At 36.5% G+C, this 13,589-nt stretch carries 11 protein-coding genes; 10 read left to right on the forward strand and 1 reads right to left on the reverse strand.

What is annotated here, in order from left to right:
- The first annotated feature begins 50 nt into the window (after positions 1–50).
- From WMO42_RS01075 to WMO42_RS01095, 5 genes are all read left to right on the forward strand, one after another.
- Positions 51–623, forward strand: a complete 573-nt coding sequence (locus tag WMO42_RS01075) for a cytidylate kinase-like family protein (RefSeq protein WP_090139489.1) — start codon at positions 51–53, stop codon at positions 621–623.
- A gap of 176 nt (positions 624–799) precedes the next feature.
- Positions 800–2,392 carry a potassium/proton antiporter gene (locus tag WMO42_RS01080; RefSeq protein WP_022502865.1) on the forward strand — a complete coding sequence of 531 codons (1,593 nt, stop codon included), beginning with the start codon at positions 800–802 and terminating at the stop codon, positions 2,390–2,392.
- 24 nt (positions 2,393–2,416) lie between these two features.
- A complete protein-coding gene (locus WMO42_RS01085) occupies positions 2,417–3,088 on the forward strand; it encodes a YoaK family protein (RefSeq protein ID WP_022502864.1) in 672 nt (223 codons plus the stop codon).
- Positions 3,089–3,098: 10 nt separating this feature from the next.
- Entirely contained in the window at positions 3,099–4,928 is a 1,830-nt protein-coding gene (locus tag WMO42_RS01090; RefSeq protein ID WP_349191360.1) for an ATP-dependent helicase, read from the forward strand.
- A gap of 115 nt (positions 4,929–5,043) precedes the next feature.
- Positions 5,044–6,231 (forward strand): AI-2E family transporter, encoded by a 1,188-nt coding sequence (locus WMO42_RS01095; RefSeq protein WP_055306443.1) that lies wholly within the window; start codon positions 5,044–5,046, stop codon positions 6,229–6,231.
- 168 nt (positions 6,232–6,399) lie between these two features.
- Here the strand turns inward: WMO42_RS01095 and WMO42_RS01100 are convergent, their stop codons facing one another.
- Positions 6,400–7,344 carry an L-lactate dehydrogenase gene (locus tag WMO42_RS01100; protein WP_172678507.1) on the reverse strand — a complete coding sequence of 315 codons (945 nt, stop codon included), beginning with the start codon at positions 7,342–7,344 and terminating at the stop codon, positions 6,400–6,402.
- Positions 7,345–7,659: 315 nt separating this feature from the next.
- On the opposite strand from WMO42_RS01100, the gene WMO42_RS01105 reads away from it, so the two are divergent.
- The 5 genes from WMO42_RS01105 to cysT all read left to right on the forward strand — a co-directional run bounded on the left by WMO42_RS01105 (position 7,660) and on the right by cysT (position 13,587).
- Entirely contained in the window at positions 7,660–8,913 is a 1,254-nt protein-coding gene (locus WMO42_RS01105) for a GH25 family lysozyme (protein WP_055175498.1), read from the forward strand.
- A gap of 122 nt (positions 8,914–9,035) precedes the next feature.
- A complete protein-coding gene (locus tag WMO42_RS01110; RefSeq protein ID WP_349191363.1) occupies positions 9,036–10,034 on the forward strand; it encodes an ABC transporter substrate-binding protein in 999 nt (332 codons plus the stop codon).
- A gap of 20 nt (positions 10,035–10,054) precedes the next feature.
- A complete protein-coding gene (cobA, locus tag WMO42_RS01115; protein ID WP_022502859.1) occupies positions 10,055–11,452 on the forward strand; it encodes a uroporphyrinogen-III C-methyltransferase in 1,398 nt (465 codons plus the stop codon).
- A 247-nt stretch (positions 11,453–11,699) separates the two neighbouring features.
- Entirely contained in the window at positions 11,700–12,686 is a 987-nt protein-coding gene (locus tag WMO42_RS01120) for a sulfate ABC transporter substrate-binding protein (RefSeq protein WP_349191427.1), read from the forward strand.
- Positions 12,664–13,587, forward strand: a complete 924-nt coding sequence (gene cysT / locus WMO42_RS01125; protein WP_349191365.1) for a sulfate ABC transporter permease subunit CysT — start codon at positions 12,664–12,666, stop codon at positions 13,585–13,587. The genes WMO42_RS01120 and cysT overlap by 23 nt, the downstream gene beginning before the upstream one ends.
- Positions 13,588–13,589: the final 2 nt, after the last annotated feature.

The raw sequence follows: 13,589 nt of genomic DNA on the forward strand, positions 1-13,589 counted from the left end.
CTGTGTGTGAAAAAATTTTATATATATAATAATGAGAATGGAGGATAAATATGATTATTACAATTGCAAGACAGTGTGGATGTATGGGTGATGAGATAGGTCAGAGACTTGCTGATGAGTATGGACTTACATTTTATAATAAGGAACATATTGTTAAGCTTGCTAAGGAAAAAGGGATATATGATAAATTCCCTTATTTCTTCTCCGAGATACCGGTAAATGCTTTAATGCATTCTATAAGCAGTGACGAGAACAATGTACTGCTTAGCGAGGCAAGAAAAGCCCTTTATCCAATAATAGGTGACGGTGATTGTGTGATAATAGGCAGGGGAGCTAATTACGCATTTTCTGACAGACCAGACAAGGTAAGCGTATTCTTAAGCGGAGATAAGGCTGAGAGAATTAAGCATATAGCAGATGTCCATAATATTTCTGAAAGAAAGGCGAAGGTTGTTGTTAATGAAACTGACAGCAGGAGAGCAGAGTTTCATAAATATTGTTCTGATCAGGAATGGGGAAATGCGGCATATTACGATATGTGTATAGATGAAACAAGAATTGGTGCTGACGGAGTTGTCGGAATTATAAAAGAATATATAAACAATTGTATGTTTGACAAATAATTGCCAGACTGATATTATAGGAACATATTATCTTTGACACAATAGATAAAAATATACTAAATAAACAGATTAGTTCGGAAAGTGTGAATGAAGAAGTAAGATAACAGAGTGATAAGTCCTTCATATCTAAAGAAGTGTATACAGCTTATGAGGGCAGGCGTTAAAAGGGAGATTGTATGACATTAGAAATAATATTAGTAGCATTGGTGCTTATTATGTGTATTGCGGCAGACAAGTTTTCGGGAAGGTTCGGCATGCCTGCACTTATACTTTTTATAGGTATAGGTATGTTATTTGGATGCGATGGAATAGCTGGAATTGAATTTGACAATTTTACTATGACAGAATATATATGTAATATTGCACTTGGGTTTATTATGTTTTATGGTGGTTTTAATACTAAATGGAAGACTGCCAGACCTGTTGCTGTTAAAGCTGTTCTATTGTCTACCTGTGGCGTAATTCTTACAGCGGCATTTACAATGCTGTTCTGTTATTTTGTATTGAGATTTCCAATAGCGGAAAGCTTTCTTGTTGGAGCAGTTCTGTCAGCAACAGATGCGGCGAGTGTATTTGCAATATTAAGACGTAAGAAGCTTAATTTAAAAGATGGTGTTGCTTCGCTTTTAGAGATAGAGAGTGGTAGTAATGACCCTATTGCTTATATGCTTACTGTTATAGGAATATATATTCTTAATGGTGATAATCTTATAAAAGTTCCATACGTTATATTTGCACAGATTGTATATGGTGTGCTTATTGGCATAGGTCTTGCGGTGGCTGCCATATATGTTCTTACCAGGACGGATATAATTGTAAATGGACTTGATACTATATTTATTCTTGCTGTTGTGCTTTTAGGCTTAGGACTTTCACAGTTAGTCGGCGGCAATGAATTCTTATGTATATATCTTTTTGGCATTCTGCTTGGTAACAGCAGGATACGCAATAAAGGTAATATTGTTCCATTTTTTGATGGTGTAACAACACTGGCACAGATAGTTATATTCTTTATGCTTGGATTGTTATCCTACCCTCACAGATTTTTAACAATTATACCAATATCTATAGCAATTGCGGTATTTCTTACATTTATAGCGAGACCGGCCGTAGTATTTGCGATACTTAAGCCGTTCAAATGCTCGGTACGTCAGTGCCTTTTAGTGTCGTGGGCAGGTCTTAGGGGAGCATCTTCAATAGTGTTCTCTATAGTGATTATGGCGGGCGGAAGCGTTATGTCAAAGGATTTGTTTAATATAGTGTTTATGATATCACTTCTGTCAGTTGCAATTCAGGGAACGCTTCTTCCAGCAGTCTCAAGACGGTTGGATATGATTGATGAAACATCAGATGTACGTAAGACATTTAATGATTATCAAGAAGAATCATCAATTACGCTTATGCGTATGTTCATACCTAAAGGCCATAACTGGGAGAATAAGCTTATAAGTGAAGTACATATGCCGACAGGTGCAATTGCACTTATGATAAAAAGAGGCAGGGAAACAATTATTACAAGAGGCAATACTAAGATATGCGGCGGGGATAATCTGATACTCAGTATTCCCGCATATGAGAATGGCGATAATGATTCGCTTGAGGAGATTAACATAACTTCGGATAATAACTGGTGCAATAGAACAATACGCCAGTTGGATCTTCCAGAAAATCTTATAATTGCCCTTGTAAAAAGAGGAGAAGAGAATATAATACCTATTGGCGATACACTTATACAGAATGGTGATGTTGTAGTGATATATCGCAGATAATACAGGAAAGAGGTTGGTATTATTATGATAACCAAGAAACAAATCCAGATGTCAGAAACATTTCTGAATAGTGCAGTTCTTGCGGTGTCAGGTGGATTTCAGGATGCTTATACATATTTCACAAGAGATAAAGTATTCTCTAATGCACAGACAGGAAATGTTGTCCTTATGAGTCAGAATTTTATGACAGGAAATATAGTCGGTGGAATTAAGTATCTGTTTCCTTTCTTAGCATTCGGACTTGGAGTGTTTGTGACAGAACAGATTAATGCCAGATACAAGATGGCAAAGAAAATCCATTGGAGACAGTTAGTTCTTCTAATAGAAATTATAATACTTACAATTGTAGGTTTTATACCAGAGACTTTTAATATGGTGGCAACAATTATGGTGTCATTTTCGTGTGCTATGCAGGTTCAAGCATTCAGAAAAGTCAACGGCTTTGCATATGCAAGCACAATGTGCATAGGTAATTTAAGAAGTGGTACAGATGCACTTTCTGTATTCGTAAGAGAAAGAAAAAAAGAGCAGTTATTTAAAGCAATTCATTATTTTGGAATTATATTTTTCTTTGCACTTGGTGCAGGAATAGGCGGTAATTTATCAGAAACATTTGGAATACATACAATATGGGTATCATCAGTTATACTTATGGTAAGTATGGTGCTTATGTGGTATGAAAAGTTCAGAATTTAGGAGAATTTGATTGAAATATAGTAAAGAACAGCAGAAAGCCATTAACACAATTGATGGACAGGTGTGTATCATATCTGTTGCAGGTTCAGGAAAGACATCGGTTATAGTGGCAAGGGCTAATAATATAATTAAATCAGGTGTCAGACCATATAGAATACTGGTACTTACATTTTCCAAGGCTGCGGCAGTGCAGATGGCAGACAGGTATAAAATGCAGTATGGCAGTGATGGCATAAGATTTTCAACTATACATTCCCTGTGTTATTCGGTACTTGCAAGAGCATATAATCTGAAGGCTGAAGATATATTATCGGAAGCCGGAAGATTAAAGTTCTTTACTGAATTTCACAGACAGCTTTTATATAAGAGAGTATCAGGGGTTCCTGATGATTTTGATGAGTATTATAGAAAATGTAATGAATACATAAATAGTATGGCGGTCGGTACGGCTGACATTCAGGACAGTAAAAGCAGTTCTAAGGCATATCTTGAGATAACTTTTTCCCAGTATAAGGAATTTAAAAAGAATAATAAGAAGCTTGATTTTGACGATATGATATTATATTGTCACAAATGCTTAAGCTCTAATAAGCAGGAGCTGGAATACTGGCAGGGAATATTTGACTATATAATGGTTGATGAGTTTCAGGATACAGGCACATTGCAGGCAGAGATTATATATATGGTTGCTGATTTAAGGAAAAATGTGTGTGTAGTTGGAGATGATGACCAGTCAATATATGGTTTCAGAGGAGCTGACAGCTCAATATTTAAGGAATTCTCAAGAAAATATCCTGGTTCTGTACAGATAATTCTGGGTACTAATTACAGAAGTCTTCCATATATAATAGAAGGTGCTGACAAAGTAATAAGAAATAATGAAAACAGAATTGTCAAAAATATGTCAGCATACAGGCAGGGTGAGGGAAAAGTGCATATAAGACAGACCGCATCTTATGGCAGGCAGGCAGATATGGCAGTGTCACTTATTAATGACTATGTAAAGACAGGCGGACATTTAAGCGATATTGCAATACTTTACAGGGTGAAGAAAGAGGCCTCGGTGCTTGTCAATACATTAGAAACGATAGGTATGCCATTCTTTACAAGGGATAATGTGGACGATATACATCTTGGCATATGTTTTTACGATATGCTTGCATATTACAGGCTTTCAAGAGGTGTGCCGGAACAGACGGATCTTAGCCGGATAATTAACAGACCCAAAAGATATATAAGAAGCAACCTTGTGCACAATTGCGAATTTGACAGGAATAAAATATACGAAGCCTGTACAAAGAATGCCAGCAGACAGGATTGCTTAAGAATTAACGATACAATCAATGATATGTTTCTTGATTTAAGAAGCCTTTCAAGGATAGATAATCCGACACAGTTTATCAATTATATATATGATGATATGGGGTATGAAAATGACCTTTTTGAGTATGCAGAGTATACAGGACTTGACAGCGGGGATATCATTAACCAGTCAGAAGCTATGAAAAAGGAAGCGTTAAAGTTTGATAATATGTCTGAATGGTACAGATATATAACTGACAGGGAATACAGGGTGAGAACGGATAAGAATGAAGGCGTGTATCTTAGCACATTTCACGGTGCTAAGGGACTTCAATGGAAGAAGGTTATAATAATATCAGCGAATGAACAGGTGACACCATATGCTTATATGGGGAAGGTTGATGATTATGAGGAAGAACGCAGGCTATTTTATGTTGCTATGACAAGGGCAGAAGACGAGCTTGATATTATCTATATAGATGGCGGGTCAAGACACCAGAAGAGGTCAAGATATGTGCAGGAGCTTATAACAGTATAAATTTTAAAGTGTAAATTAAGTGTAAATTATCCTGTAAAATATTGCATTATTGTATATTTTAAGCCATAATATATTACATTATCAGAAGTTCATATAATAATTGGGAGAAGTATTAATGGAAAAAAGAGAGAAGAATAAAAATATAATTGTATTGGGTATAGTTATGGCAATAAGTCTTTCTGTAGCACTTAATATAGGGAATATATTTGGTGGTATAGGAACATTTTTTAAGATTCTGAATCCAATAATTCTAGGTTGTATGCTTGCGGTTATATTTAATGTGCCAATGGAAGCATTGTCAAGACAGTTAGAGAAGCTGTCAAAGAAAGTAAAGTTCTTAAGAAAAGAAAAGGCACGCAACGGGATAAGCCTAGTTGTGACAATAGTTATAGTTGTGCTTGTATTCGCTGTTATAATGTGGTCTATTATTCCGGATCTGATAGAGTCGATTACTGGATTTATAAAGAATTTTGATAATAATGTAAATGTAGTGACTGATATTCTGGATAAATATGATGAACATCTTACGTTTATTAATGATTATGTTGAAAAGATTGACTGGAACAGCATACTTAAAAAGTCTGGAGAGGTTGCCGGAGCATTTTTCCAGAGCATATTCACGGGTATTCCACAGATAGGTTCATCTTTGTTTAATCTTAGTATATCTGTGATAATTGCAGTGTATGTGCTTATGGATAAAAGACGCCTGCTTTCACAGACAGAAAGGCTTTTAGAAGCTGTATTTGGAAAGAAGGTATCTTCTAAGGTTACAGGTGTTACTAACCTTTTTGCACAGACTTATGCAAGTTTCCTTACAGGACAGTGCGTTGAGGCTTGTATACTTGCCGTGCTTATGTTTATTACACTTAGCATATGCAGAATGCCATATGCCGGACTTATAAGCATAATGGCGGCAGTGTTCCAGTTCGTTCCATACATAGGAACATTTTTAGCGTGTGTTGTTGGTGCATTTCTTGTGCTATTCACCAATCCGGTACTTACTATATGGTTTGTAATCGTATTTCAGATTGTTCAGTTTATCGAGGGACAGTTCATATATCCAAGGGTTGTAGGAAGCTCTGTAGGACTTCCGGCACTCTTTACATTAATGGCGGTGTTCTTAGGCGGCAAGTTCTTCGGCCTTCTCGGGATGATATTCTTTATTCCGCTCACATCGGTTATATACCAGCTCCTTAGAGATATGGTAAACAACCGCTTATCGTCAGATAAGGCTGGCAATGACACAACACCAGAAACAGGGAATGCGGATACTTTGCAGGCAGATAGTGGTAGTGCAGAGTAGTTGTAACTCTGATTTTAAATCTTCATAAATAACGTTATAATTGATAAAAATGCGGTGGATTGTTCTGCTGTATGATTAATAACGGGGTAATAATTAACCTGCTGTAATATATGTATTATAATATACATTTATTACAGCAGGTTTTTAATAAAATCTGTTTATAATCTTTTAGATATAATCTTTTGCAATATCTTTAAGAATATTGGCAGAGTCTTTTAATTTTGTAAGCTCCTCATCATTCAATTCAATAGGAATTACCTTCTGTACGCCGGTTTCATCGACGACAGCAGGAATACTAAGGACAACATCATTAAGTCCGTATTCGCCTGTCATAAGGCTTGATACTGGAAGAATGGATTTCTCATTACGAACGATTGCCTCGCATATTCTTTTGACAGCCATTGCAATTCCGTAGTATGTGGCATGTTTTCTTTCAATAATTTCATAAGCACTGTTTCTGACATTTTCAAATATCTTCTTCATAGACTGCTCGTGGTTGAAGTGACCACGAAGCTCGCAGAAGTCATTAACCTTAAGACCGCCTATTCTTGCATTGCTCCAGGCAGCAAGCTCGCTGTCGCCGTGTTCACCAATAATAAATGCGTGAACGCTTCGGCTGTCAACGTCAAGATGTTCACCAAGCAGATATTTGAAACGGCCTGTATCAAGTACAGTTCCGGAACCAATTACCCTGTTAGATGGATAACCAGATTCTTTAAGTGCAATAAGTGTAAGAATATCTACAGGGTTAGATACAATAAGAAGAATTCCACCAAAATCACGTTTCTTGATTTCGCCAACAATTGATTTCATAATAGCCGCATTTTTCTTGATAAGGTCAAGTCTTGTTTCATCAGGCTTCTGGTTAGCGCCAGCAGTTATAACAATAATTGCGGCATCAGTAATATCATCATAATTACCAGCATATATCTGCATAGGTCTTGCAAATGATATGCCGTGGCTTATATCCATAGCTTCACCTTCGGCTCTTTTTGTATCTGCATCAATAAGAACCATTTCTGAGAACAGACCACTCTGCATAAGTGCAAATGCAGATGATGAACCAACAAAACCACAGCCAATTACAGCAACTTTTCTACTATTTACTTTCATAATTATACCTCATTTCTTATACAGCCGGATAATATAATGTCCAGTTAAGCTGGAATTATTGAACGGTATTCGTCTGTATATATTGTTATTTCTTTAACAAACATTATAGCACCACTTATAGTGTATGCAAGATTTATATTCAAAACATTTTTTTGTGCAAAATAATCATAAAATTATTATTAAAATTAACATATTCAGAAGATATGTTATTGACTAATTAGTGTAATATTAGTATTGTAATGAAATTGGTGGTAATTATATTTTGATATTCTGAGTTAATGTAAAATAAAGATTTAACATAAATGGGGGATTGCTATGAAGAATATAAAGAAGTTTGTAAAACGTAAAGGACATCACATAGCAGCAGTACTGGTAGTTGTATTGATATTAGTAACAGCCGGGGTATGTGTAAGCATACCTGTTATCAAGGTTACTAATAAAAGAAAGGCGAGCAAAGATGTTTTAGTGAGTAATACAATACAGGTAGCTGACAGCACTTATGGGATTCCTGGTAACAGTGCGGATGCAGATAATTCATATGTTGAATTAGCAGATGGTGACCCACAGTCGGATAATATGTCACAGGAATTAAGTGAGAATGGGATAGAGCTTAATATAACAACATTTTCTAATGATAATATGGCATATTCCAATGGCATTGATGTATCCAAATGGCAGGGAAAGATTGACTGGAATAAAGTCGCAGAAAGCGGAATTGATTACGCGATGATAAGAGTTGGATACCGTACAGATATATATGGAACTATATGCGAAGATGAATATGCGTCATACAATCTTGAGGGAGCACAGAAAGCGGGCATAGATATAGGTGTGTATTTCTTTTCGACAGCGGTTGACGAGGACGAAGCAATAGAGGAAGCATGCTGGGTCATAGATTATATATCAGCCTATGACATAACATACCCTGTTGTATACAATTGTGAAGATTATAATAATCCTTCAAGCAGAATGTATAATCTTAGTAATGAAGAAAGAACTAACAATGCACTTGCATTTATGGATACTGTGGACAGAGAAGGCTACGATGCCATGTTATATGCTGGCAAGGGTCAGATTGTTAATAATAAGGAATGGAATATACAGGATATAGAAGCCAGATATCCGATATGGGTGGCATCTTATAAAGATGGAACATATCCAGCAGTAGAACATCCTTCATACACAGGTGCGTGTGCTATGTGGCAGTATACTAATAATGCCAGAATAGATGGAATATCAGGATATGTTGACGTAAATGTTGCTTATTTTAATTACAATTCAAGCTTTAATTATAATTATGGCACACAGGCATCAGTGTCGGGACAGACACAGCAGAGCCTTAATACAGCTGAATTGGGAATTATCTTTAACAGTGTTAATGAGGAGGTAACTGCTAAAGAGCCGGTTAATCTAAGAAGTATCCCAGAAGTATCAGGTGATATTGTAGATGTGCTTGATAATGGAGATATAGCATTGCGAACAGGAATAGGTGATACCGGCTGGTCAAGGCTTATATATAATGGAAATGTTGTATATGCGGTTACGAGTTATCTTACAACAGATTATTAAATATCTATAATACCAGTGTAGAATTGTATGTGTGCAGTACGGAACAATCCGTAGGTATCATAAGCTGGAGGCTTTTCACCCAAGCATTATATATACAATATTTAAGAACGGAGATTTAATTAATGACAAAAAGAAAAATAACTAACAAAATACAAAGGTTAATATCACTTGCACTTGTTGTAGTTATGGTGTTTGCTTTTGTAGGCTGTGGAACTGCAACAGAAGATGTTAATGTAGATAATTCTGGTTATAATGCCGGTGCAGGTGCTTCAGCTGACAATCCATATACGTTTATAGATGATTATGGAAGAACAGTTACAGTAACTTCTTATAAAAGAACAGCAACACTTATAGGAAGTTTTGCAGATGTATGGATGTCTGCTGGTGGAAGTGTAGTGGCAACAGCTAATGATACATGGACTAATTTTGATTTAGGGCTTTCAAGTGATGTTGTCAATATTGGAAGTATACTAAATCCTAATGTGGAACTTCTTATAGCTTCAAGACCAGATTTTGTTATTGCAAGCTGTAATACAGATTCTAACATAGCACTTATGCAGACACTTGAAAATGCAGGAATAACAGTAGCATATTTTGATGTATCTAATTTTGAGCAGTATCTTAATATGCTTGACAAATGTACTATGATAACAGGCAGGAGAGATCTGTATAAGACTAATGGAACAGATGTTAAAGAGCAGATAGATACTATAAAATCAAGAGCTGATGGCAGCAATCCAAAGATATTATTTATAAGAACTTCGTCAAGCAGTGTCAAGGCAAAGCAGAGCGAAGGCTCAGTAGGCGGTGAGATATTAAAGGATTTGGGCTGTGTTAATATAGCAGACTCAGATACATCACTGCTTGATGATTTAAGCCTTGAGGCAATTGTAGTAGCCGACCCTGATTACATATTTGTTACAACACAGGGCAACGATACAGATGCGGCTATCCGTAATATAGATAAGCTTCTTACATCTAATCCGGCGTGGTCGTCATTAACTGCTGTAAAGCAGGGACGTTACTATGTTCTTGATAAGAAGCTTTATAACTTAAAACCTAATGCGAAGTGGGGTGAAGCCTACAAGCAGTTAGCGGATATATTGTACATTGATAGGTAAAATATTCAGGAGGAATTACTATGGGTTATTTTCCGTTTTTTATTGACATTAAAGGAAAGAAAGGTCTTGTTATCGGAGGAGGCAGAATAGCAGAGCATAAAATAAGCAAGCTTCTTGCATATGAGCCGGAACTTACAGTTGTTGCAAGAAAGGTAAGCGATAGCATAAAGAGCATTGAAGGCATTAATATTATTGAAAGAGAATTTGTTAATTCAGATCTGGACGGATGTTCATTCTGTATAGCTGCTACAGATGATGCAAAATTTAACGCATATGTTGCAGGCGTATGCCGCAAATACCACATTTTTATAAATGCGGTAGACGATAAGGATAATTGTGATTTTCTGTTTCCGTCTGTATACAAAGCAGGAGATTTATCTATAGGAATATCTACCCAGGGAGCAAGTCCTTATGTTGCGGCAGATATTAAGAATAGAATAGCACAGGAGCTTCCTGCGGATATTGAAGATATACTTATGTATCTTGGTTCAATTAGGGATAGTATTAAAGAGAATGTAGATGATGCCTCTATGAGAGCTGATATATTCAAGGAAGCTGCAAGAAAATGTATGGTGCTTGGCAGAGAGCTTGACAAGGACGAATTACAGGATGTTATTAATAAAGTAAGTGAGAGGATTACTGGTAAAGATAATACAAATGCTGAAACAAAGGCAGATGGGAAATATTCTTACAGCAAGGGCAAGGTTGTAATTGCTGGTGCAGGCTGTGGAACTTATGATCTTATAACTGTAAGGGCGTTAAATGCCATAAAGAAGGCACAGGTGCTTGTATATGATGACCTGATTGATAACCGCCTTATGGAATTCTGTGTTGAAAGCTGTGAAAAGATATATGTTGGCAAGAGAAATGGAAGACACAGTATGGCACAGGAAGAAATTAACGAACTCCTTTTAAAGAAAGCCAATGAAGGAAAGCTTGTTGTCAGATTAAAGGGTGGTGACCCATATGTATTCGGACGTGGTGGAGAAGAAATGCTCTATCTTAAGTCAAATGGCATAGAAACAGAAGAAATACCAGGAGTAACATCAGCAATAGCAGTTCCTGCAATGGCAGGCATACCAGTTACACATAGGGATGTAAGCAGAAGCTTTAGTGTTGTCACAGGACATACCAAAGATATGGACTCACTTTATGAAGAAATAAGAAATTCGGCTTCTATGAATGGAACTTGTGTATACCTTATGGGACTTACACATCTTGCACAGATAACTGAGGCACTCGTAAGCGGAGGTAAGCCTAAGAACACTCCAGCGGCAGTTATTACAGGTGGATTTGATGATACATACAGAATAGTCAAAGGTACACTTGCTGATATTGAATTAAAGGTAAGAGAAGCAGGCATAACATCACCGGCAGTCATAGTGACAGGAGAGGCTGTAAACATCAATTTAAAATAATTTTAAAATAAACACATAAACATATTGACTTTATAGGAAATAAGGTTTATTATATCAATAATTTCCAAGGGTTGCCAGACAGCAGCAAAGGTGTCTGGCAATATTTTTTAAGTAATAAACATACTAACACACTATGTATGTATGAATGGTGGGTATATAATAAATTTAAAGCCCATAAGAAAGGAGCAGACCTATGAAATATCTTGAACATAACGGACATTCTAATAAAAAAAGGTATAAATTATGTATGCTTCTTATTATGTGTATTACGATGACATATATAGCGGCAGGCTGTGGCAGTAAGAGAGATGGACTTACAATAACTAATGTTTCTTATGACCCTACAAGAGAGTTCTATGAGGAATATAACAAAGTCTTTGCCGATTACTATATGGCTGAATACGGAAAGCAGATAAAGGTTATACAATCTCACGGAGGTTCAGGAAGTCAGGCACGCTCAGTAGTTGAAGGCTGTAATGCAGATGTTGTTACACTTGCACTTGAACATGATATATCCCTTATAGAGAATACAGGTCTTATTGATGCAGGCTGGAAGGACGAATATGACAAAGACTCAGCTCCGTATACTTCAACGATTGTATTTCTTGTAAGAAAGGGCAATCCGCTTAATATATCAGACTGGGATGATTTAATTAAAGATGGTGTTGAGGTTATAACACCAGATCCTAAGAGCAGTGGTGGAGCGTGCTGGAATTTCCTTGCGGCATTAAGCTATGCAAGAGATAAGTATAACAGTGAGGATAAGCAGAAGGAATTCTTAGGAAAGCTGTATGATAATGTATCAGTGCTGGATTCCGGAGCAAGAGGTTCAACAACAACATTTGTTGAGAATAAAAAAGGCGATGTGCTTATTGCCTGGGAGAATGAGGCACTTACATCATTAGCTTCATATCCTGATGAATATGAGATTGTCACACCATCTGTAAGTATTCTCGCACAGCCAAGTGTGGCAGTTGTAGATGATAATGTTAAAGTCAACAAGACAGAGGAGCTTGCAAGCGAATATTTATCATTCCTGTATTCAAAGCAGGCACAAAGAATAGCCGCAGATTATGGATACAGACCAACAGATGAAGAGGTATTGAATGAATATAGTGGTAAATTCAATCTTACAATAAAGCTTGATACAATAGCTGATTACGGCGGCTGGACTCAGGCATACAAGATATATTTTGATGATGGAGGCTGGTTTGATGAAATCTATAACAACTGATAGAACAATTGATAATAATAAACAGCCAGACAATGATACAGCGTTTGATGAAATAAAGAATAGCAGAAAATTCGGTAAAGATAAAAAAGTATGTGTTATACCGGGATTTCATTTAACACTTGGAATTACAGTTACTATGTTATCACTTATAGTATTAATTCCACTTGCTTCGGTTATGGTATATTCACTTAAGCTTCCACCAGCCGAATTTATAAGGCTGGTTACTAAGCAGAATGTCGTCAATGCTTTTGTTACAAGCATTGGATGTTCATTCATAGCGGCAGTAATCAACTGCGTGTTTGGAACAATAATTGCATGGACGTTTGTTAAATACGATTTTGCTGGAAAAAGAGTGCTTGACGGACTTATAGAACTTCCATTTGCACTTCCAACAGCGGTAGCTGGTATTACATTATCGAAAATGTATTCTGAAACCGGAATACTTGGCAAACCGCTTGCTTCAATAGGTATAAAGGTATCTTACACACATCTTGGACTTATTACAGCACTTGTGTTTGTAGGAATTCCATTTGTTGTAAGAGCGGTAATGCCTGTTCTTGAAAAGATGGATTCTCAATATGAGGAAGCGGCATATATGTTAGGTGCAAGCCCATCAAAGACATTTTTTAAAGTAATCCTTCCAGAAATCAGCCCGGCACTTCTTACAGGCTTCGGACTTGCATTTGCAAGGGGAATAGGAGAATATGGAAGCGTTATATACATATCAGGCAACAGTGCCAAGGAACATACACAGGTTGTATCCTATGTAATAATGCAGAAGCTTAATTATATTGATTATGCTTCGGCGACAGCAATTGCACTTGTTATGCTTATAATATCTTTTCTGATACTTCTTATCATTAATATAATACAGATGAGGCAGGCAAAGCGTACAATGTAGAG

It is taken from the genome of Lachnospira sp. CLA-JM-H23 (assembly GCF_040096425.1).
Lineage (GTDB): Bacteria > Bacillota > Clostridia > Lachnospirales > Lachnospiraceae > Lachnospira > Lachnospira rogosae.

What these genes read in the sequence shown, in the direction of transcription:
- cobA (WP_022502859.1), top strand. Translation starts at nt 10,055, where the DNA reads ATGGGTTATTTTCCGTTTTTTATTGACATTAAAGGAAAGAAAGGTCTT.
- WMO42_RS01110 (WP_349191363.1), top strand. Translation starts at nt 9,036, where the DNA reads ATGACAAAAAGAAAAATAACTAACAAAATACAAAGGTTAATATCACTT.
- WMO42_RS01120 (WP_349191427.1), top strand. Translation starts at nt 11,700, where the DNA reads ATGCTTCTTATTATGTGTATTACGATGACATATATAGCGGCAGGCTGT.
- WMO42_RS01085 (WP_022502864.1), top strand. Translation starts at nt 2,417, where the DNA reads ATGATAACCAAGAAACAAATCCAGATGTCAGAAACATTTCTGAATAGT.
- WMO42_RS01105 (WP_055175498.1), top strand. Translation starts at nt 7,660, where the DNA reads ATGAAGAATATAAAGAAGTTTGTAAAACGTAAAGGACATCACATAGCA.
- WMO42_RS01075 (WP_090139489.1), top strand. Translation starts at nt 51, where the DNA reads ATGATTATTACAATTGCAAGACAGTGTGGATGTATGGGTGATGAGATA.
- WMO42_RS01095 (WP_055306443.1), top strand. Translation starts at nt 5,044, where the DNA reads ATGGAAAAAAGAGAGAAGAATAAAAATATAATTGTATTGGGTATAGTT.
- WMO42_RS01100 (WP_172678507.1), bottom strand. Translation starts at nt 7,344, where the DNA reads ATGAAAGTAAATAGTAGAAAAGTTGCTGTAATTGGCTGTGGTTTTGTT.
- WMO42_RS01080 (WP_022502865.1), top strand. Translation starts at nt 800, where the DNA reads ATGACATTAGAAATAATATTAGTAGCATTGGTGCTTATTATGTGTATT.